Source organism: Streptomyces sp. NPDC059851, from assembly GCF_042732005.1.
Classification (GTDB): Bacteria; Actinomycetota; Actinomycetes; order Streptomycetales; family Streptomycetaceae; genus Streptomyces.
This window is the reverse complement of the sequence record NZ_JBHWJJ010000082.1, coordinates 17279-35514: the sequence shown is the minus strand read 5'-3', so window position 1 is coordinate 35514 and position 18236 is coordinate 17279. Positions and strand designations below refer to the sequence as shown.

At 74.0% G+C, this 18236-nt stretch carries 21 protein-coding genes; 7 read left to right on the top strand and 14 right to left on the bottom strand.

Translation table 11 applies throughout. The annotated features are described in order from the left end of the window. Positions 1-1291: FtsX-like permease family protein (locus tag ACFV7Q_RS24990; RefSeq protein ID WP_385431508.1), on the top strand; the 1291-nt coding region annotated here is incomplete at its 5' end. Between the two features lie 24 nt (positions 1292-1315). Here ACFV7Q_RS24990 and ACFV7Q_RS24985 read toward each other — a convergent pair. Then, the gene (locus ACFV7Q_RS24985) at positions 1316-1618 is read right to left on the bottom strand and encodes an ADP-ribosyltransferase domain-containing protein (protein ID WP_385431507.1); all 303 of its coding nucleotides are present in this window, start codon (positions 1616-1618) and stop codon (positions 1316-1318) included. After that, the gene (locus tag ACFV7Q_RS24980) at positions 1573-2040 is read right to left on the bottom strand and encodes a hypothetical protein (RefSeq protein ID WP_385431506.1); all 468 of its coding nucleotides are present in this window, start codon (positions 2038-2040) and stop codon (positions 1573-1575) included. Before ACFV7Q_RS24980 ends, ACFV7Q_RS24985 begins: the two co-directional genes overlap by 46 nt. Before the next feature lie 36 nt (positions 2041-2076). On the opposite strand from ACFV7Q_RS24980, the gene ACFV7Q_RS24975 reads away from it, so the two are divergent. Next, the gene (locus tag ACFV7Q_RS24975) at positions 2077-2295 is read left to right on the top strand and encodes a hypothetical protein (protein ID WP_385431505.1); all 219 of its coding nucleotides are present in this window, start codon (positions 2077-2079) and stop codon (positions 2293-2295) included. 118 nt (positions 2296-2413) lie between these two features. Here ACFV7Q_RS24975 and ACFV7Q_RS24970 read toward each other — a convergent pair whose 3' ends face one another. Next, positions 2414-3700 carry a phytase gene (locus ACFV7Q_RS24970; protein WP_385431504.1) on the bottom strand — a complete coding sequence of 429 codons (1287 nt, stop codon included), beginning with the start codon at positions 3698-3700 and terminating at the stop codon, positions 2414-2416. Positions 3701-4157: 457 nt separating this feature from the next. On the opposite strand from ACFV7Q_RS24970, the gene ACFV7Q_RS24965 reads away from it, so the two are divergent. Then, positions 4158-4547 carry a hypothetical protein gene (locus ACFV7Q_RS24965; protein WP_385431503.1) on the top strand — a complete coding sequence of 130 codons (390 nt, stop codon included), beginning with the start codon at positions 4158-4160 and terminating at the stop codon, positions 4545-4547. Positions 4548-4566: 19 nt separating this feature from the next. On the opposite strand, the gene ACFV7Q_RS24960 is transcribed toward ACFV7Q_RS24965, so the two are convergent. The 6 genes from ACFV7Q_RS24960 to ACFV7Q_RS24935 form a co-directional block, all read right to left on the bottom strand. Continuing rightward, on the bottom strand, positions 4567-5721 hold the full coding sequence (locus ACFV7Q_RS24960) for a winged helix DNA-binding domain-containing protein (RefSeq protein WP_385431502.1): 1155 nt from the start codon (positions 5719-5721) through the stop codon (positions 4567-4569). Positions 5722-5751: 30 nt separating this feature from the next. Beyond that, positions 5752-6294 carry a hypothetical protein gene (locus ACFV7Q_RS24955; protein ID WP_385431501.1) on the bottom strand — a complete coding sequence of 181 codons (543 nt, stop codon included), beginning with the start codon at positions 6292-6294 and terminating at the stop codon, positions 5752-5754. A 29-nt stretch (positions 6295-6323) separates the two neighbouring features. Further along, on the bottom strand, positions 6324-7403 hold the full coding sequence (locus ACFV7Q_RS24950) for a MerR family transcriptional regulator (RefSeq protein ID WP_385431500.1): 1080 nt from the start codon (positions 7401-7403) through the stop codon (positions 6324-6326). Positions 7404-8122: 719 nt separating this feature from the next. Continuing rightward, on the bottom strand, positions 8123-8575 hold the full coding sequence (locus ACFV7Q_RS24945) for a hypothetical protein (RefSeq protein ID WP_385431499.1): 453 nt from the start codon (positions 8573-8575) through the stop codon (positions 8123-8125). Positions 8576-8963: 388 nt separating this feature from the next. After that, entirely contained in the window at positions 8964-9479 is a 516-nt protein-coding gene (locus ACFV7Q_RS24940) for a hypothetical protein (protein ID WP_385431498.1), read from the bottom strand. 58 nt (positions 9480-9537) lie between these two features. Further along, on the bottom strand, positions 9538-10044 hold the full coding sequence (locus tag ACFV7Q_RS24935; protein WP_385431497.1) for a nitroreductase family deazaflavin-dependent oxidoreductase: 507 nt from the start codon (positions 10042-10044) through the stop codon (positions 9538-9540). A gap of 154 nt (positions 10045-10198) precedes the next feature. On the opposite strand from ACFV7Q_RS24935, the gene thpR reads away from it, so the two are divergent. Together thpR and ACFV7Q_RS24925 are read left to right on the top strand one after the other, a co-directional pair. Further along, complete coding sequence (thpR, locus tag ACFV7Q_RS24930; protein ID WP_385431496.1) at positions 10199-10783, top strand: RNA 2',3'-cyclic phosphodiesterase; 585 nt, start codon at positions 10199-10201, stop codon at positions 10781-10783. A gap of 85 nt (positions 10784-10868) precedes the next feature. Continuing rightward, entirely contained in the window at positions 10869-11837 is a 969-nt protein-coding gene (locus ACFV7Q_RS24925) for a hypothetical protein (protein ID WP_385431495.1), read from the top strand. A gap of 118 nt (positions 11838-11955) precedes the next feature. Here ACFV7Q_RS24925 and ACFV7Q_RS24920 read toward each other — a convergent pair whose 3' ends face one another. Further along, complete coding sequence (locus ACFV7Q_RS24920; protein ID WP_385431494.1) at positions 11956-12303, bottom strand: hypothetical protein; 348 nt, start codon at positions 12301-12303, stop codon at positions 11956-11958. A 364-nt stretch (positions 12304-12667) separates the two neighbouring features. On the opposite strand from ACFV7Q_RS24920, the gene ACFV7Q_RS24915 reads away from it, so the two are divergent. After that, positions 12668-12937 (top strand): hypothetical protein, encoded by a 270-nt coding sequence (locus tag ACFV7Q_RS24915; RefSeq protein ID WP_385431493.1) that lies wholly within the window; start codon positions 12668-12670, stop codon positions 12935-12937. A 57-nt stretch (positions 12938-12994) separates the two neighbouring features. On the opposite strand, the gene ACFV7Q_RS24910 is transcribed toward ACFV7Q_RS24915, so the two are convergent. Beyond that, entirely contained in the window at positions 12995-13657 is a 663-nt protein-coding gene (locus tag ACFV7Q_RS24910; protein WP_385431492.1) for a hypothetical protein, read from the bottom strand. Between the two features lie 89 nt (positions 13658-13746). Continuing rightward, entirely contained in the window at positions 13747-15915 is a 2169-nt protein-coding gene (locus tag ACFV7Q_RS24905) for a SpoIIE family protein phosphatase (RefSeq protein WP_385431491.1), read from the bottom strand. A 215-nt stretch (positions 15916-16130) separates the two neighbouring features. On the opposite strand from ACFV7Q_RS24905, the gene ACFV7Q_RS24900 reads away from it, so the two are divergent. Continuing rightward, the gene (locus tag ACFV7Q_RS24900; protein ID WP_385431490.1) at positions 16131-16352 is read left to right on the top strand and encodes a hypothetical protein; all 222 of its coding nucleotides are present in this window, start codon (positions 16131-16133) and stop codon (positions 16350-16352) included. Between the two features lie 391 nt (positions 16353-16743). On the opposite strand, the gene ACFV7Q_RS24895 is transcribed toward ACFV7Q_RS24900, so the two are convergent. Both ACFV7Q_RS24895 and ACFV7Q_RS24890 read right to left on the bottom strand, forming a co-directional pair. Next, on the bottom strand, positions 16744-17664 hold the full coding sequence (locus tag ACFV7Q_RS24895; protein ID WP_385431511.1) for a Rieske 2Fe-2S domain-containing protein: 921 nt from the start codon (positions 17662-17664) through the stop codon (positions 16744-16746). Positions 17665-17781: 117 nt separating this feature from the next. After that, positions 17782-18210 (bottom strand): hypothetical protein, encoded by a 429-nt coding sequence (locus ACFV7Q_RS24890; protein ID WP_385431489.1) that lies wholly within the window; start codon positions 18208-18210, stop codon positions 17782-17784. Between the last annotated feature and the right edge of the window lie 26 nt (positions 18211-18236).

Genomic DNA, 18236 nt, shown 5'->3' with positions numbered 1-18236 from the left:
CGGCCACACCGCCCTGATGATCGGCATTCCCTGTGGTGCCGTGCTGCTGATCGCGGCCGCCACGAGCCTCTCGGCCTGGCGGGCGGGGCGCGTGCCGCCGGTGCCGGTGGCCCGGGCGGCGCTGCCGTCCGCCGCCCCGATGACCGCGCTCGGCAGGCGGGCGCTCGGGATGCGGGTGCCCCCGGCCCTGGTCCTGGGGTGGCGGGCCGCTTTCCCGCGGCGCTGGCGGACGCTGGTACCGCTGCTCCGGCTCGCCCTGCCCCTGGCCCTGATCACGGTCGCGCTCGTCGCGTGGTCGACGCTGGACCAGTTCCGCAGCCGGCCCGCGGCGGTCGGCCTGCCCGCGGCGCTCACCGTACGCGCCCAGCAGGCCGACGGGCCGTCGGACACGGAGCTGGAGAGGACCCTCGCGGCGGTCCCGGGCATCGCCGCTGTCCATCCGGGAGCGGAGATGGCGGCGCTCGTCCCGGGTCAGACCGGCACGATCACGCTCCGCGGACTGGGCACGGCCGAGGACCCGTACCCCTCGGCGGTGGTGGAGGGGCGAGCGGTCGGCGGGCCGGACGAGGCGGTGGCCGGGCAGGGGCTGCTCGACCTCCTCGGCGTCCGGGTCGGCGACTGGGTGCGGATGACCGTCGCGGGACGGCCGCAGATCCTGCACCTCGTCGGCCGCACCGTCGAACCGGAGTCCGGCGGCCGGGTGATCACCACGACCATCGACGCCCTGCGGGAGCGCGATCCGCAGCTGCGGCCCGACTACCACGCCCTGGTGCTGCGCGAAGGCGCCGACCCCCGGGCGGTGACCGGTGTGCTCGCCGGGACGGCGGCCGGGGCGCTGGAGATCCGCGAAACCCCCAATCCGGCCGACCGGCTGGAGCCGGCGCGCGCGGTGATCGCCGCCTTGGTCGCGGTACTGGCGCTGATCGGGCTGACCGAACTACTGACGTTGATCAGCACGGGCGTCCGCGACCGGGGTCGGGACCTGCTCGCGCTGAAGGCGATCGGCCTCACCCCCCGGCAGATCGGCGCCATGATCGTCACGGCTGCCGGACTCACCGCGCTGGTGTCCGCCTGCTTGGGCACGACGGTGGGCGCGCTGGCCGGCCGGTGGATGGTGGACGCGCAGGGGGCGTCCAGCGGGATCGGCGCCGGGATCGCCCAGCTGCCGCCCCTGCCCGTGATGCTGACGGTGATCGCCGGGGCGGTGCTGGGTGCGGTGGCGGCCGCTGCGCTGCCGGCGACACGGGCGGCGCGGCGGCGCCTGGCGGACTCGCTGAGCGAGACCCTGTGATCCCTTCCCTGCGGGCCCGCCCGGTCAGGACACGAGGGGGCCCTCCTCCAGTTCCGTCAGCCTCACGGTGCACAGGCCGCCGCGCTCGCTCTTGACCTCCGTCACCTTGAGCTGCGTGCCCGCGGGCAGGATGTATTCCTCTTCCTCGGTGAAGGCGGAGAAGTTGCGGATGCCCACCGCCCGGGCGGGGACCACCTCGAACAGCGTCCGCTTGCCGCGGCTGCCGAGGAACGCGCGGGCCACGCTGAGCTTGGGCGTGCACGAGGACACGCCCCACCACGTCACGGTGCGGCCCACCGGGTACTGGGCGCGCAGGTCCAACGACACCCCGCGGAACAGTGGCTCGGTGCGGGCGGGCAGCTGCGACACCGCCGAGAACAGCAGGCGCAGGTAGGGCAGGGCAGGTACGGGACGAGCTCGGCGCGGTCCGGGGAGCGCAGGACGGCGTTGATCTCCCGGTAGAACGCGGATTCGCAGGTGTACAGGTAGAGGGCGGCGATCGCGTCGGCGGACAGGCCGCAGGCCGCTTCGTCCGCCCGCCTCTTGCCGAACTCGTGGGACCGCTCCACGTGCCGGTCGAGCCCGGACAGCAGCTGGGCCACCGGGGCGACCGCGTCCTGGAACCCCAAGAGCGGCGTGTCGAACACGCCAGTGATCGCGGGAAGGACGAGGCCCTCGTCCTTGACGCTGGAGAGGCGTTCGAGATACAGCTGGTGCAGCTCCATGGTGGACGCGATGAGGCGGTACACCGGCAGAACCTGGCCCAGCCGGGCAGCATCAGCTCGGTGGCGCTGGTCGGCATGGGAGCCCGGACCGGCAGGGTGCCGGCCCGGGTCTGCGCCAACCTGATGTGGACGGGCTACACGCTGTTCCACGACCACCGCTTCGAGGACTACGACGATCTGCGCAGCACGATCGTCGCGCAGCTCGACGACATCGAGAACGCGCCCGAGGAGGAGCGGATACGCATCGCGCCGCCCCGGCGGGCCACGTCCCGGCGCTGACCGGGGACCAGGACCGCTGCCGGCGGGCGGGGCCGACGGCTCCCGTCGTCGCGGCGGGAGGCGAACGCCCCGCCCTCCCTGCGGGAAGGGGACGGCGGGGCGTGGGAGCGGGCTGGGCTCAGTCGAGGACGTCGAGGACGTCGGCCAGGTCGACGAACTTGAAGCCGGTGGCCTCGCGGTCGCCGTCACCGGGGGCCTCCTGGCCGTCCTGGACGACGAGCAGGCCCTTCGGGTACGTGTCGCCGAGCGGTGCGTTCAGCGCGGCGGCGCCGTCGCAGACCTCCGAACCGTCGAGGACGGCCGAGGCCGCGGTGATCCGGAAGTCGCCCTCGTACTCGTTGTCCTCGTCGCGCTCGCGGTCGTAGGCGACGAACCTGTCGTCGCCCTGGCTGGAGGCCAGCAGGTACCCGTCGCCGTCGGCCTGGGTGAGCAGGGTCAGGCCCTCGACGTCGGCCGAGAGGTGCTTGCCGCCGTAGCCGGGGTCGGTGCCCGGCGTGCACTCCTCGGTGGCCTCGTCGTACGTGCCGGGGACACCGTACTCGCGGACCTTGTCCATCAGCTGCGGGGTTCCGGTGAGGTCCGCCTTGATGCGCCAGATGCCGACGTCCTCCTGGCCCGCGTAGAGCGTGCCGTTCGCCGGGTCGACGACCATCCCCTCGACCTGCGGCAGTTCGCCGGGCTCGGCGCAGGGCGCCCAGGTCGTTCCGTTCGGCAGCCGGAAGGAGGACGGCAGGTCCAGGGTGCGCACGCGACGGTAGTCCACCGTGCCGGAACGGGTGGTGACCAGCTCCAGCAGCGCGATCCTGGTGCGGCTGCGCTGGCTGACCAGCGCGTAGGACCGCCCGGTGCTCCGGTCGGTCCACGTGGCCAGGCCGTAGGCGGTCGCCTGCTCGTTGATCTCGCCCTGGTCGGCGGAGAACACCGGTCGCGCGCCCGGGTCGGTGATGTCGGTGAGCGGGCCGCCCGGCCGGTCGCGGTCGATGCGGTAGATCCGCAGCCGGTCGTTGCCCCGGTCGCTGACCACCGCTACGTCCGCACGCGCGCCGCCGACGCGCAGGCCGTGCACGAGATCGACGTTGTTGAACCGGCCGGGTGCGTCGTCGGTGCCGGGGCCGGCCGGGGCGGGGACCGACTGGACCTCCTCGGCGTGCAGGTCGTAGACGCGCAGGCCGCCCTGCTTGGCGGTGGCGATCACCAGGCTGCGGCCCGGGTCGGTGGGGTTGCGCCAGATCGCCGGGTCGTCCGCGTTGGCGTCGCCGCCCGCCGCGTCGTCGAACAGGGCCCGGGTCTCGGCCTTGGGGTGAACGGCCTTGCTTCCGTGGGCCTCGGCCGGCAGCGCGAACGAGGCGGCGAGCACCGCGCCCAGGGCGAGCGCGATGGCGCGCCCCACAGGACGTGTCGTCATGGTCCTTCTCTCGTACGGGAGTTGGATTGGCGGGCGACACGGTCTCGCGGCCGGGCGGCCGCACGAGAACCGCTCACCAACCAGGAGGTGAATTCGCGGGGATCCGCCCCCGCACCCATGAGGCGGCGGCGTCGGTGGTCCTCACGGCGAACGAGGCGCGAGGCGCGAGGCGCGCAGTGCCATCGGGCCCCGCGACGACCACCGTTGAGCACGAACGACCGCTCCAGCCTCCGGTCACAGCTGGCTGGGGACCACGACGCGGACGGGCCGGCCCTGATCGGCCTCGCGCTGCTCGAACCGGGCTGCCCGGCACCAGCGGGGGTGAGCCGGCTCCTCCCGGGGAGGACGCAGGGGTGATGACGTATCCATCATGACAGGTCTGACGGCTTTTTCGTAGGGCGAAGAGCACAGGTTCTCGGCCTTGTTCGGGGGCTGTCGGGCTTTCAGAATTCCAGTCATGAATCACTCGGCGAATATCAATCACGATGCGGTGCTGCGAGCCAGGGTTTCCCTCCTGGGGTCGGGGAAGCCCACGGTCCGTCAGCGTGTGGCGGCCTACCGGGTGCTCGTGCAGGTCAGCCCGCTGGCATACCTGTCCCGCCTGGCTGTCGACCTCATCAAGTACAGCGGGGAATTCGCCGACCGGCCCGAGATAGTCCGGGCCTTGCGGGCCGAATCCGTCAGTGCCGCACGCCGCTTGTGCGAACTGGAATCGGGCCGTGAGCGACTTCTCGTCTCATCGCTCACGGCCCTGCGGGACCAGTTGAATCTCATGGACCGGAGGGAGGAAGCGGACGGCGTGACGAAGGAAATCATCCTGCTCGAATCCGCCTCGGGGTCGGCCTAGCGTTTCGGTGGCCCTGGGTTCAGGCGTGCGGTCCCACCGCCACCGGGCCGACCGTGAGCTCCGCCCGGCCCTCCAGGACGGCCGCCGTGCGGTCGGCCTCCGCCTCCAGCAGCCGCCGGTCGCGGGGGCCCAGCGGAGTCAGGGGCTCGACGGTGAGTACGATGCGGCGGCCCGAGCGGCGCTGGTGCCAGACCCCGGCGGCCACGCCGTCCAGGAGCAGGACGGGGTAGTTGCCGGCCTGGCCGCCGGCGAGGGCACGGGTGCGGGCGGCGCCCGGGAAGAGCCGTTCCCGCGGGCGGCCGGCCACGACGTAGGCGTCGAAGTACGGCAGCAGGCGCAGGCCGCGGGGCGGATCGGTGGGGAAGTCCGTGTCGCCGGCGGCCACCCAGGCGGGCTCGGACTCGAAGAGGACCTCCTCGATCCGGCCCCGGTCGGCCAACTGCCGGAGGAGCCCGTCCGCCCACGCCTCGGGGGCGGCGAGCCAGCGTGTGAAGTCGCGTGCGGTGGCCGGACCGTAGGCGCGCAGGTAGCCGTCCACGAGGGTGTCCAGGGACGTCCGGGCCGGCTGCGGGGTGCACTTCGGGCGGGTGTAGGTCACCCTGCGCCCCCGGTCCGGGCCGAAGACCAGCGCGCCCCGGTGGGCCGCGGTGTGCACGGCTTGCCGCCAGCGGGGCCACATGGTCCGGAAGGCCGGCATCACGGGATCGCCCGCCCACGGCCCGGTCCGGGCCACGATCGCCTCGGTCAGCTCGTCCACCGTGAGTTCGGCGCCGGTGAGGGCGTCCGCGATGGCGGCGATCACGGCGTCGGTCTGCTCGGACGTCATCCGCACCGGCTCGGGCATTGTGGCGGGAGCGGGGACGGCGGCCAGCGCGCCGGTCCACCAGGGCAGGTCGGCCGCGGGGAGCAGGTGTACGGTGCCCCGGGGCCCGAACGTCTTCACCAGCGTACGGTCGTCCCACAGGGCGGTCCTGACGTCGACTCGGGTCGCGCCGTCCAGGCGCAGCCCGAGCGAGAGCTCCGCGGCGGAGAGCACTTGCGCGTGCGCCCCCATCATCGCGCCGGCCACGCCCGCGATCCCCGCGGAGCCGGACGCCGGATCCGGACGGTCGAGTGACTGGCGGGCCAGGCGGCGGGCGAGAGCAGCGTTCCAGGAGACCTGCGGCAGCGTCATGCGGGCGAACGTACCGGTCGTACAGGACGGTCACCGGCCTGCTCGGGAGGCCGGAGCCCGCGCGTCGGTGTCCCGCGCGGCGATGGCGGCGGCCACCTCGCCGATGGCGGTACGGAGAAGATCACCGTACGGGTCCTGCGGGAGACGGGGGGCGTACTCCCGGGCCGCTCCGATGTGCTCGGCGGCGGCGTCGAAGGACCCCAGTCGGCGGTGGTCGTCGGCGAGGTTGAGGTGCAGCGAGGGGTAGAAGCCCGCGGTGCGGAGCCCGGCGTGGTGTTCCTGCAGGCGCTGCTCGGTCAGGGCGTCGGCGGCATCGAGGGCGCGGACGTCCCAGACCAGTGCGCGGGCCGGGTCCTCGTAGAGGTCGGCCAGGTGGTGCGCGAGGGTGCAGCGGTGCAGCGGGTCGCCGGTGACACCGGTCGCGGACCACAGGTCGAGGAGCTTCCGGCGGGCGGAGCCGATGTCGCCGGCCCGTCCCGCGGTGACGGCTCGGCCGATGGCCTCCATGGTCGGGTCGGGGCTGGGGGCGGGGACTGGGTCCGGGGCGGGGCTGGGGGCGGGAGTGGCGGTCATGGCAGTGGCTCTCGTCCTCGTCGTCGGGTTCAGGCCGGGGTGCGGGCCGGATCGATCGGCATGGTCAGAGTGGTGAGGTCGCCGCGGTCAGCGGAGCGGATCGTGACCGGCTGGTCGTGGCCCCGCAGGTCCAGCATCACGTCGGGGCCGATGGCCGTGCTGACGGCCGGATAGAGCGTGGTCAGCCGGAAGGAGATCCGAAGGGGCGCCCCCGTCACGGCGGCGGGGAGCAGGACGTCGTGGTGCTCCTGGTCGGCCTTCGCCGTAAGGACGTTCACGCCGCGGCCGGTCACGAGCAGCGTGAGGTGCTCGTCGGGGTGTTCCTCCAGGGCACGGAGCAGCAGGTCCTTCGGGACGGTCGCGCGGGTCGTGGCCCCGGGCAGTGACGCGAGCATCAGCCGGTGGTCGGGGAACTCGTCCGGCAGCAGCCTGCAGTGCCGGTCTTCCCGGTCCGCCATGCGGAGGCGGATGCCGTGCGGCGTCGCTCCGACGTGCACCAGGGGGCTGCGGCGGACCTCGGCGGCCGCGGCCCGCAGCTCGTCCCCGTCGACCGTGGCGGCCCAGGGTGCGGTCGCCGGTTCCACCGGAACCAAGGTGCGGGTGGAGAGGCGGTAGCGGTCGGTTGCGGTCAGGGTGACCTCTTGCGGGTCCACCTCGATGCGCAGGCCACCCAGTACCGGCAGGTCCGGATCCCGTGCGGTGGCCGTCAGGATCTGCTCGACCGCGTCGGCCAGTACGGGGCCCTTCAGCGCGGCGATCGGCACGGTCGGCGCGTCGCCGAGCGAGGACTTGATGAGTACGGCCGCGCGTTGTGCCGCCACCGCGTGCCCGAGGACCCGTGCGACGTGCTCGTCGATCAGCTGCGACGCCTCGTCCGGCCCGGCATCGAGGACCGCCTCGACGGCGGTGAGGGGCATGGCGATCTCGCGGAGCCGCCGCAGTGCGGTCGCCCGCTCCACCTGGTCGGCGCCGTAGTAGCGGTAGCCCGAGGCCGGGTCGACCTCGGTGGGGGGCAGCAGTCCGGAGTCCGCGTAGAAGCGCAACGCACTGGAGGTCAGTCCACTGCGTCGGGCGAAGACTCCTATGGGCATCAGATCGGGATGTGGCATGTCGGCATCATCGGGTTTCAACCCACTCGAAGGTCAATGCGGTTCGCCTCGTCGGGCAGGCGCGCCGGCGCCCGACCGTGGAGGACCTCGCACGGCCGCCGTCTCACGTTCCCTCGCGGCGACGCCGGCTCCGCCGCCGGCCGGGGCGCCGACTCGTCGACCCCGTCTCTCCGACGGGGACGCGAGGCCGCGGGCACCGGGCGCCGGGGGACCCGGCCGGTGCGGAGAAGGACGCACTGGGCGGCCCGGGCGGGATCGGAGCACGGCTGCCCCCGCACCCCCGCGACGTGCCGCGGACCTCCACGTCGTACGCCGGGTGCGCCGCCCCGGCCGGTGCGGCCGCCAGCCGCACCGGCGACGCGCGTCCGGAAAGCTCGGCCAGCGCCGTGACCCAGGGGCCTCGGAGCGGAGGGGCCCCCACCCGCGGATCCGCGTGCGGTGGACGTACGGGTGGCGCGTACCCGTGGTGGACGGTCTCCCGGGAGGAGGGGCCCGCCGCTGCCCGGATCGTCGTCACCGTCAGGCCGCCTGACAGGTCCCTCGGCCTCGCCGGAGCTGTTGAGATTCGGCCCAGCACCGCGACGAGCGGTTGCGCACCGGCATGATCGACGCAGCAGACCGTTCGTGGCACTTCACGCTGTACTCGACGTCGACGCCAGCGGGACCGAGCTCTTGGCACACAGCGGCGTCGAACGCGAGCCACCTTCGAAGGTGGGCGGTCAGAAGCTCCAACTGTAGAGGCCGCCACCCGTGTTCACCGCAGACGCCGCGAGCCGGGCGACTTCCTGCAGGACCGCAAGCAGATCATCGTCGGTCATGTCGTCCCCGTCCTCGGACCAGAGCCGCGTGGTCCAGCGGCCTGCGAGCTCTTCGAGTTCGGCAGAGCTCGCGTTGGCCAGCGCGCGGGTCAGCCGCTGCGGCAGGGCGAACACCTCAACGCCATCGTTCGAAGGGGCGGTGACCCACTCCGGCCACGCCCACCCAAGGAGCCGCTCAGGCGGCGGGGCCTCGGCCGAAGGCTCCTCGAAGTACATGTCCCACTCGGCAATGGCACTGTCCGGCTCAATAAAACGGCAGGTCACAGAGTCAAAGGCCTCACCAGGTCCCGGCAGGCGCGTCGCAGCGGCAGCCTCGTCATCGGGGGCGAGGAAGAACACGATGTCGTGGGCCATCCGAGCATGATGGCAGCCCGCCGAGTAGGCGGGTGCTGCGTAACCGATCTCAGCCGTCTGAGCGGCGGGCCACCCCGGCTGCTTGTGCCGGTCCTGACGGCCCCGGCAGCCCAGCGTTCGACAGCTGGGGGGCGGGTGCCGAGCAGACGCTGAAGGACCACGGGCAGCAGCTGTGTCCGGATGTGCGCGATGCGGTCCCAGCGGGCGTAGGTGGTGGTCGGGGTGCGGTCTTCGAGAGGGAGGAGGACGCGCGGGACGCGGTGGCCGCCGCTGCCGGGGTGGCCGGTGCCGACCCTCGCGCGCGGGTGCGGCCGGTCGCGGTCGCCCTGCGCCGCCCCGTCCGCCAGGTTCTCCGGGCGGACTCGTCCAGCAGGCGGACCGCGCCCGATCACGCGGGACAGGTGTGGTGGTCGCCCGGCAGCCCCATGGTGTGCAGGATCGGTTCCTCGCCCCCGGCGTCCCCCGTGTCGTCCTCGTCCTCGTCCTCGAAGGTCTCGAAGACGAAGCTCGCCCTGCTGGGCAGCGCCATGAGTGCGCTCTGGGTCCCGAAGGTGAGGGACGCCTGGGGTTCCCAGGCGCAGTCGGCCCGGTCGAGTGCGCGCGCGACGTCCCCGTACGTGAGTGCGGCCGGGTGGGACCGGGTCCTGCCGGCCGCCGAGGACGGCAGTGCGATCGCGTCGCGCCAGGCCTGGACGCAGATGAGATTGACCCGGCGGCAGCGGCAGACGCTGAGTTCGAGGTCGCCGTAGGTGAAGAGCCGGGGCCACTGCCGGCTCCGGCTCATGGATCCGGCGTCCCAGGGCTCGCCGAATGCCGCGACCAGCTCGTTCACGTCGGCGCCGATGGCCACGGGTCCCCACCGGCCCGTCTTCGCCAGGCCGGCCAGGATGTCGAGAACCGTCATGGGCAGGATCATGACATTCCCCAGCAGGTGGGCGACCAGCGGCGTCCCGTCGGGACGGTCAATCGTTCCGCGCTGTGGCCTGTTCCTCGGGTCCCGGATCCAGGACCGCCTCCAGGACCACCACTGCGGTCTCGGACGGTCGCAGCGCCGCGTAGGCGTCCAGGTGCGGGTCGATCTGCCGCCAGCGGGCCCAGAGCCGCGACCGCTCGCCGCCCGTCGCGGCGCGGGCCCGTACCGGCAGGCTCCCGCCGGCCAGGTCGACGGTCGCCTCCGGGTGCGCCCGGAGATTGAGCCACCAGGCGGGCTCACCCGCGTCCCAGCCGTTCATCGCCAGCGCGACGAGGTGCGGGCCGTCCTCGACGTACGCGACGATCACGCCCCGCTGCCGGCCCGTGCGACGTCCGGTCGTCGTCAGCCGGAGCGCACCCCAGCCGCGGGCCCGCGGCCGCCACAGCCCGATCCGGCCGCCGAAGAACCGGTACGCCCCCCGGTGCAGGGACCAGACCAGGCGGATGAACCAGCGCGGCGGGAGCCGCGGCGTCTTCCTCCTGCGCCCGACCGACACGGCGCCCTCCCCCACGTCCGGCCCGCAGCATCCTCGGCAGGGGACGATAGCCGCCCCCGCCGACGACGGACAGGACCTCGGTGCGGCAGCTGCTCCCCCGCAGGCAGGAGGCAGGAAGTGACTGGACCCGCCCGGACACGGTACGAAGTCTCTCGTGAAGGAAGAGATTCAGGCCGAGACCATCCGCGTCTTCATAGCGCTGGCCCCGCCCGACGACGCGAAACAAGAGCTGGAGCGGGAGCTGCGGCCCGCCTACGGCGCGTACCCCCGCATGCGGTGGAACCGCATCGAGGACTGGCACATCACCCTCGCCTTCCTGGGCGAGGTCCCGGCCGCCACCGTGCCGCTCCTGAAGCCGCCGCTCGCGGGGCTGGCGGCGGCGCGCCGGCCGCTGCACCTGGGCCTGCGCGGCGGCGGGCACTTCGACGAGCGGGTGCTGTGGAGCGGGATCGACGGGGACCTTGAAGGCCTGCACCTGCTCGCCTCCGAGGTACGGGCCCTGGTGAAGGAAAGCGGTGTCCCGTTCCAGGACCGGCCGCTCAACCCCCACCTCACGCTGGCACGGTCCCGCCGGGCCGATTCGGCGAGCGCGGTGGAGGCCGCCGCCCGACTCGCCGGGTTCACCGGCCGCCCCTGGCCGGCCGAACGCCTCCACCTGGTCGGCAGCAACTTCGGCCGCGGCCCCGGGCCGATCCACTACCGCGACATCGAGGCCTGGAGCTTCGGCGGCACGGGCTGAGGGGCGTCGTTCCCCGCGGATGCGGTACCCCGAGAACCGGGTGATCCTGGGGCCGGGGCCGGCTCCGTCCCGCCAGGAGGCCCGCGTGCTCCTCGTCCCCGCACTTCCGCGGCGGCGCCCGCTGACGGCGGTCGTCGCGTCGGCCTGCGCGGTCGCCGCCACGACCGTTCTGGCCCCCTCTCCCGCGCGGGCCTTCACCGGCGGCCACCACGAGACGATCACCAGGTCGGCCCTGCCGTGGGAGCCCCGCACCCTGACGGAGATGGCCGACGCCCGCACGGGGGCGGTCAATGCGAACGACCGCGGCGACTACCTCAAGCTGGGCGTCCTGCACTGCGACAACGCCGACTACCTCGCCCCGCGCCACGCCTCCGGCTACCCGCGCACCAGGGACGAGGCGACCACCGAGCTCCTGGCCTGCATCCGTGGTTCGCTCGCCCGCTTCCGCGCCGCCGTCCGCGCCGCGGACGGGCTCGTCGACGCCGAGGGTCGCGTCAGCGCCCGCGGCACCGACCTCGGGTCTCCCTGTACCTGGAACGAGAGGCCGGACCGCGCCAAGTGCGCCGTGCTCGAACATCTCGGCCGCGGCTGGCACCCGATCGAGGACTTCTACTCCCACAGCAACTGGTCCGACCGCACCACGGGTACCGTCGGCGTCACCAACCCGCCCGGCCTGGCCCGGACCACCATCGCCCCGTTCCTCGCCGTCGGCCGCTACAGCACCATGGCGGACGCCGCCTGGACCGGGGAGGCCGCAGCGCTCGTACCCGAGGACCTGAGCACCGGCTGCTACCCCGAGTTCGAGTCCACCGGCACCTTCCCGGCCGACTGCGACGGGCGCGTCCAGCACAACGGGACCCTCGCCAAGGACACCCCGGCCGCGCGCCGCTCGGGCAACGGCAACTTCCGGCGCGCCACCGACCTGGCCGCTCAGGACATCGGCCGCCAGTGGAACGACTTCCAGGCCGCCGTGCGCACCGCCTACCCGGGCCGCCGCGGCGAGCAGATGATCTGCGCCCTGGTCCACGACCGGCCCGCCACCAGCTGCCCCTGAACAGGGCTCCCCCGCGGTTCGTGGGTTCGTGGGTCCGCCGGTCAGGGCGACGGGCTCGGCCCGGTCCCGGGCCGGGCCCGGAACCGGCCGTCGGCCGAACAGTCGACGGGTCGGGCGGTCAGTGGACGACCGAGAAGCTGCGCCACGGCAGCGTGCCGGGGGCGGTCACGTTCGCGCTGGACATGGGGACGTAGATCCCGGGGGCCTTGTCGGTCCTCCCGCACTCCGGGGTCCGGTACAGGATGACGTCGAGCATGCTGTTGTTCTCCACGTGGGCCGCGCCGTGGGGAAGGCGGATCCTGTGGCAGCCCTGGACGGGCGTGTTCGAGTAGGTGAGCTCGACCGGGGAGTCATGACCGCGGAAGGTGAGCGTCCCCAGGGTGGTCTTGCCGGCCGAGCAGGCCGTGGCCGTGAGCAGCAGAACTGCCGCGCCGGTGATGACGCCGATACGCCGGAGGTGGGACATGGCTCGGTCCTCGTCTGTGCGGTGATGGCTGCCGTTGACCGCAGCGTGACGCGCCGTGGGGAGGAAGGCATCCGGTGCGCGCCCGGCGGGATGACCGCCGAAGGAGGGAGGATCCCCCGGCGGGCCGCAGCAGCGGACGTGCGCCGGCGTGTCCGAGTGGTGTCGCACACACACGTTGAGTGAGGAATCGAAGCCTGTTCAGGGGCTTAAGTCTGCAATTTCCAGGCTACTGGACCTACTTCAGTACTGAGGCGCAGCCAACGGCCCCGGCTGCGGACCGGACGGGCCGCCGAAATGCGGGGCGGGTGTCAGTGGCGGGTGACACCATCTGCCGCGGTGATCCGACCAGCTACAGGGGGTAGGCATGGCGAGCACGTACACGTGGCCGCGCGGGGCGGAGACGGCGGACAGCGAGGGACTGGAGCGCTGGCTGGCCCGTCACGGGTGGGAGATCGACCCGACGGTGTTCATGGCGGGAGTCCTGGGCCCGGCCGTCCAGGTCCGCCGCATCGACGGCACGTGCCAGGACAGCGACACGGGTCTGTTGATCCTCCCCGGCGAAACCGTGGTGTTCGACGGGGAGCGGATACGGCTCCGTCGCCTTGCCGCCGCTCCGTCCGGGGCTCCCGCGTAGCGCGCGCCGGCGTAAGGGTGGGCGTACGGGCGGCCGGTCGGTCGGTCGGTCGGTCGGTCAGCACTGCCACAGGAACGCCGCCTCGCCACACGGTGCGCAGGTGAAGGCGTAGGCGCGGCCGGTGCCGAAGTTCATGGCGGTGAGGGGGTCGGGCCCCTCCTGTAGCTGAACGGCCAGCCGCATCGGCTCGACACAGGTCGGGCAGGCCGGCGTCTGGTCGTACTGGAGCCAGGCCGGCGTGCCGCCCAGCTGCCCGAGGACGTGGTTGCGTGGCCGGCCGGTCCGGGCCGCCCAGGCGGCGCAGGCGCCCTCGTAGCCCGCTTCGTCCGCCGTGTGCGGCTCGGCGGCGTGGGTGGCGCCGAGGAGCAGCTTCTCGCTGTCGACGGCGCGGCCCCGGGGCCGCGCCATGCGGCGCAGGCCCCGGGCCGGCAGGAGCAGCGCGGCGTTGGCGCCGGAGGAGGCGTTCCAGTCCTGGCAGGTGCCCGGACGGTTCTGGCAGGCGAACAGCGCCAGCACGTGCGCGTGCGCCGGCCGCCTGCCACCACCGGCGAGGGCGGAACCGGACTCGTCCAGGAGGAACTGCGCGAGGAACTTCAACGGGCCGGCGCAGTCGGCGCACGTCGGCCATGCCGTCCCGGGCACGGCCAGGGGCACGCCGCCGATACGGGTGACCGCCGCGCCGGGTGCGCCCTGGCCTGCGTAGGTGATCAGGGTGGTCATGCGGCCCGACTGTAGGACACCGCTCCGACGTCGCCGCCCGCTGCTCTCCCCGCGGAGTCAGGGCGGCGAGTGCGACCTGGCCGGTGCCGTCAGATGCGCAGGAGGAGCAGTGCGATGTCGTCGGTCTGCGGCAAGGCGGGGTCTTGGCCGTGGACGAGGCGCTCGATGAGGTCGTCGAGGTCGGCTCCGCCGTGTGCGGCGAGGACGGTGGCCAGTTCGGCGGTGGCCCGCTCCGGGTCGATGCCCGCCGCGGTGGGCTTCTCGACCAGGCCGTCGGTGTAGAGCGCGAGCAGGGTCCCGGGGGTCAGGTCCAGGTGGGTGACCGGGCACGGTGTGTCGATTCCGACGCCCAGGAGGGGTGCGGGGTCCAGGTCCACCGGGTGGGGGCGGGTACCCGGGCGGTGCACCAGTGGGGGCGGGTGGCCGGCGGCGGCAAGGATGGCCAGCCGGTGTGCGACGTCGATGTGGACGTACAGGCAGGAGACGAGCAGATCGGTGTCCAGGTCGGCGAGGAGGCGGCCGGTGCGGGCGAGCACCTCGCCGGGCGGTGCCCCCGCGGCGGCCCGGATGGCGGTGCGGACCTGGCCCATCAGTGCGGCGGCGGCGACGTTGTGCCCCTGGACGTCGCCGATGACGGCCGCGACGGTGGCGGTGTCGAGGCGGATGACGTCGTAGAAGTCGCCGCCGATGTCCATGCCGTGGCCGGAGGGCAGGTAACGGGCGGCGACCTCCAGACCGGGCACGGCGGGCAGGGAGTGCGGGAGGAGCGCCTGCTGGAGGCCGTGGGCGAGGTCGTGGGCGGCGTCGTGGAGGCGGGCCCGGTCCAGGGCCTGGGCGATCAGACCGGCCAGGGAGGTGAGGACGGCGCGTTCGTCGGCGGTGAAGGTGTGGGTGCGCTCGTAGGAGAGGATGCAGCAGCCGACCGGGCGTCCGGAGATCATCAACGGCAGGAAGGCCCAGGCCTGTTTGCCGCTGATGCGGGGAGCACCGGGATACGCGTGGGCGATCTCCCGTGCGTCGCCGAAGAAGGCGGGGACACCGTCGGCCAGCACCTGCCCGGCCGGCGTCAGCTCCGTGTCCAGGGGCAGGCCGTCGAGGCGCTCGATGGTGGCCGGGTCGTAACCGTGGTACCCGGTGATCTTCAGGCGGCCCGCCTCGGCGGCGGACAGGACCAGTGCGTCGGCGCCGAACGCGGGGAGGACCTGGTCCGCGACCAGGTCGACGACGTCGCGGACGGCGACGGTTTCCGTCAGGGCGGCTGCCAGGTGGAGGAGCTGGTAGATCCGGCCCGTCTGCGGTCCGGCCGGAGTCCGGTGCGGGTGCGGCGGGGCTGCGGGCGACGACCCCGGCTGCGGCGTCGTCGCGGGGCGGCCGGTGGGGGTGATGCGGGCGCTGATGCCGCCGGCGTCCGGGTACAGCTGGAAGTGCAGCCACTGGTCCGGCGGGTGCCGGGCGGTGAACTCCACCGGATCGCGGCTGATGACGGCGGTTCGGTAGCGGTCCTCGACGAGGGGGGTGTCGAGCCAGGGCAGGGACTGCCAGGGCCGGGTTCCGAGCAGCTGTGCGGCGCTGCGGCCGAGCAGGGCGGCGGCGGTGCCGTCCAGGAACGTTATCCGGCCTTCGAGGTCCAGGGCCACGGCCCCTTCCGGTAGGCGTTCGACCCAGTCGGCGGCAGCCTGCGCGGCCCGGCCGCCCCGCAGCGGACCGGACGGTTCGACCGGGATGACGCGGGGCCGCTCGGGCACCGGGGGCAGGGGCCCCGCGGCGTCCAGGATCCGGGCGATACGGCGGGCTGCCGCGGTGATGTGGTGCTGCTCGCGGCGACCGGCGTTGCGGGGATGGCTGGCGGGCCACAGCAGCAGCAGAGCGCCCCGGACGCCCTTACGGCCCGGCAGCGGCGCCGCGGCCAGGGCGAACCGGTAGGGCAGGCCGACGGCCGCCCTCGGGTATTCGCGGGCCAGGTCCTCCTGGGAGCCGACCCACACCAACCGGTCCTCGCGCACCGCGGCGGCGACGGGAGTCGGGGCCGTCGCGGAGATCCGGAACCAGGGCCGGACCACCTCCTCCGACACACCGCAGACCAGGGCCAGCCCCAGGTTCCGATCGCCGTCCCAGAGGTACAGGGCGCCGGCGGACGCGCCCGTCCGCAGGACCGTCCCGCTGAGGGCAGCGTCCAGGGCCGGGGCGTCGGCCCTACCCCTACCGCGGCCGCGGTGGGGTCCTTCCCCGCGGTACGGACTCTCACCGTCGCCGGTCACGGCCCGCCTCCCCGGTTCCGGCCGCCGGGGCAGACCTCGGGCACCGGCCCGGCGGCTCACTGCCGTGGGACCGTAGCCCGTCGGATGTGTGGGCGGAGCCGCTCATCGCTCTGTCTTCCTCTCGCCGCCCCGATGCGGGCGAACCTCCGACACGGGCCGGCTCCTACGGACGGCGAGGAAGTGCGGACCGGCCGCCCAGCGGCGAGGGTGGGGCCATGACCTCCCCGAAGCTGGTCCTCCATCCGCCCGACGAGCGCGGCCGGCGTCAGGTCGGCTACGAAGGCCTCGTCCTCGGCACCGCGGACCGACCCAGCGACGTCGTCGGGCTCCTCCGTCAAGCCGGCGTCGACCATCCCGAGGCCCTCGACCTCAGCGATCCGGAGGTGGCCGAGTGGCGCGGCGTCGGTCCCGAGGGCTGGGCGGAGTCACCGCCGTGACTCTCGGCTGCCTCTGCGGGAGGACTCCCCTTGCGCCCGCGGGCTCGGGCTGAGCGCGTCGCCGGCCCCACCGTCCTTGCCTGCCGCCGCTGCGGGGTCGGCAGCGGGCGCATCAGGGGCTGGTGACGGCTTGCCGGCCCCTCGGACGGTCGGGCGCCTGCGCCGGCTCTGCGGGGTCTCGTCGTCGAGGGGAGCGCCTCCGGCGCCTCCTTGATCCATGTCGTCCATCGGGCCGTTCCTTCGTTCCTTCGTGCTTTCACGCGGTGACCGTCCGGTTCCGCAGGGATTCGCATCTTCCGGGCGCCCCTCGGTGCGTGCTGCGTCTGCCCTTCCGGGGCAGGGTCAAACGGACGCTCGGCCGGTGCGGGCGCGCCGTCAGGCGTCCGCGCCGTCAGGCGTCCGCGTCGGTCTCCGGTTGGTGACGGGGGCGGTGGAAGTGCTGGAGTCTGGCTTCCACGTGCCCGTCCACGATGCGGGTGTCGAAGGCGGGCTGGGGTGCGGTGGCGGGGCCTTCGACGTTCCAACCGTCCGAGAGGCGGAACACGCTGCCGTGCCAGGGGCACCGCACGCAACCGTCCGCGACCTCCCCCTCCGCCAGGGGCCCCGCCATGTGGGCGCAGCGGTCGGCCAGGGCGTGGACGGAGCCACCGCTCTCCCGTACGACGAGTACGTCCACCCCGTCCACGCGGGCGCGCACGGCCCGGCCCACGGGAAAGGCGGCCACCGCTCCGAGGTGGTGCCACCCGTCCCGCACCAGGTGCGTGACCTGCTCGGCGTGGTTGGCGCCGGCGGCCTGCCGGTAGGCCAGGTGGCCGCCCAGGGCACCCGCCGCGCCCACCGTGGCGAGCCCGGCCATCCCGAGGGCCTTGCCGCGCGCGACCCGGCCTTGCGTACGGGCCGCGAAGGAGCTCGCGTAGAGCACGACCCCGGCGGTGTTGCACAGGGCGTGCACGAGGCCGGTGCGGGCCTGCTCGGGCGGGAGCTCGGCCCAGTCCACCCAGCCGGACACCGCGGCGGGCGCCGCCGCGGCCAGCCCGGCGCCGACCAGGATGTGTGCGGCGCCGCGCCGGCCAGGAACGAGGTCCAGCAGCGCCGCCGACAGCCAGGTCCCGATGGGGATCTGGACGAGCAGGGGGTGCGCCGGATGGCCGAGCGGGCGGCCGTGGAGCGCGTCGCGCACCGGGCCGAGCGGCACCGACCGTACGGCCCGGCGGAGCAGGCGGATCAAGGGATCGGCGTACGGTGCCCGTTCCAGGTGTTCCACGGCCGTCAGCAGCGGCCCCGGGCCGGCCGCCGCTGCCGCGTGGTGCATGCGGTCTGTGTCCATGGGCCGCGCCTACCCGGGGACGCCTCCGCCATGTGCGCCGCCACCGTGAGTGCCGCTGCGGGTCGGGCCCCGGTCCGGGCCCGGTCCTGGCCCTGGCCCTGGTCACGGCCCCGGATCCGGCCCCCGTCCTGGTACCGGCCCCGGCGGACGCCCGTCGGCATCGCCCTCGGTCGGCCGGCCGGCGGCGCGGAGGGCCCGGGCGAGTTGTTCACGGGCGCGGCGCTGGATGCCCTCGCCGTCGTGCAGCAGCAGCTCGGATTCGTCGGGGGTGGGCGGGGAGGGCGGCGGCCCCTCTTCGGTCAGTCTGGCGTAGAGGCTGCGGCAGGCGCGGTCCTCGTCGGGGAACCGGTCCAGCACCGTTCGCACACCCCGCTCCTCGGCGCCCACCACCCATTCACCGGCCCGCTCCTCCAGGTAGAGGCGGGCCTCCGGCCGGGGGAGGCCGGGAGGACCGGGGCAGTCGGGTACCTCGTACAGGCCGGGGGGAACCCCGGCCGCACGCAGTGCCTCACACAGCCCGTGGCGGTCCATGCCCCGGTCCTCCCTTCGACGCTGGG

What these genes read in the sequence shown, in the direction of transcription:
- ACFV7Q_RS24970 (WP_385431504.1), bottom strand. Translation starts at nt 3,700, where the DNA reads ATGACGACACGTCCTGTGGGGCGCGCCATCGCGCTCGCCCTGGGCGCG.
- ACFV7Q_RS24965 (WP_385431503.1), top strand. Translation starts at nt 4,158, where the DNA reads ATGAATCACTCGGCGAATATCAATCACGATGCGGTGCTGCGAGCCAGG.
- ACFV7Q_RS24960 (WP_385431502.1), bottom strand. Translation starts at nt 5,721, where the DNA reads ATGACGCTGCCGCAGGTCTCCTGGAACGCTGCTCTCGCCCGCCGCCTG.
- ACFV7Q_RS24955 (WP_385431501.1), bottom strand. Translation starts at nt 6,294, where the DNA reads ATGACCGCCACTCCCGCCCCCAGCCCCGCCCCGGACCCAGTCCCCGCC.
- ACFV7Q_RS24950 (WP_385431500.1), bottom strand. Translation starts at nt 7,403, where the DNA reads ATGCCACATCCCGATCTGATGCCCATAGGAGTCTTCGCCCGACGCAGT.
- ACFV7Q_RS24945 (WP_385431499.1), bottom strand. Translation starts at nt 8,575, where the DNA reads ATGGCCCACGACATCGTGTTCTTCCTCGCCCCCGATGACGAGGCTGCC.
- ACFV7Q_RS24940 (WP_385431498.1), bottom strand. Translation starts at nt 9,479, where the DNA reads ATGACGGTTCTCGACATCCTGGCCGGCCTGGCGAAGACGGGCCGGTGG.
- ACFV7Q_RS24920 (WP_385431494.1), bottom strand. Translation starts at nt 12,303, where the DNA reads ATGTCCCACCTCCGGCGTATCGGCGTCATCACCGGCGCGGCAGTTCTG.
- ACFV7Q_RS24915 (WP_385431493.1), top strand. Translation starts at nt 12,668, where the DNA reads ATGGCGAGCACGTACACGTGGCCGCGCGGGGCGGAGACGGCGGACAGC.
- ACFV7Q_RS24910 (WP_385431492.1), bottom strand. Translation starts at nt 13,657, where the DNA reads ATGACCACCCTGATCACCTACGCAGGCCAGGGCGCACCCGGCGCGGCG.
- ACFV7Q_RS24900 (WP_385431490.1), top strand. Translation starts at nt 16,131, where the DNA reads ATGACCTCCCCGAAGCTGGTCCTCCATCCGCCCGACGAGCGCGGCCGG.
- ACFV7Q_RS24895 (WP_385431511.1), bottom strand. Translation starts at nt 17,664, where the DNA reads ATGCACCACGCGGCAGCGGCGGCCGGCCCGGGGCCGCTGCTGACGGCC.
- ACFV7Q_RS24890 (WP_385431489.1), bottom strand. Translation starts at nt 18,210, where the DNA reads ATGGACCGCCACGGGCTGTGTGAGGCACTGCGTGCGGCCGGGGTTCCC.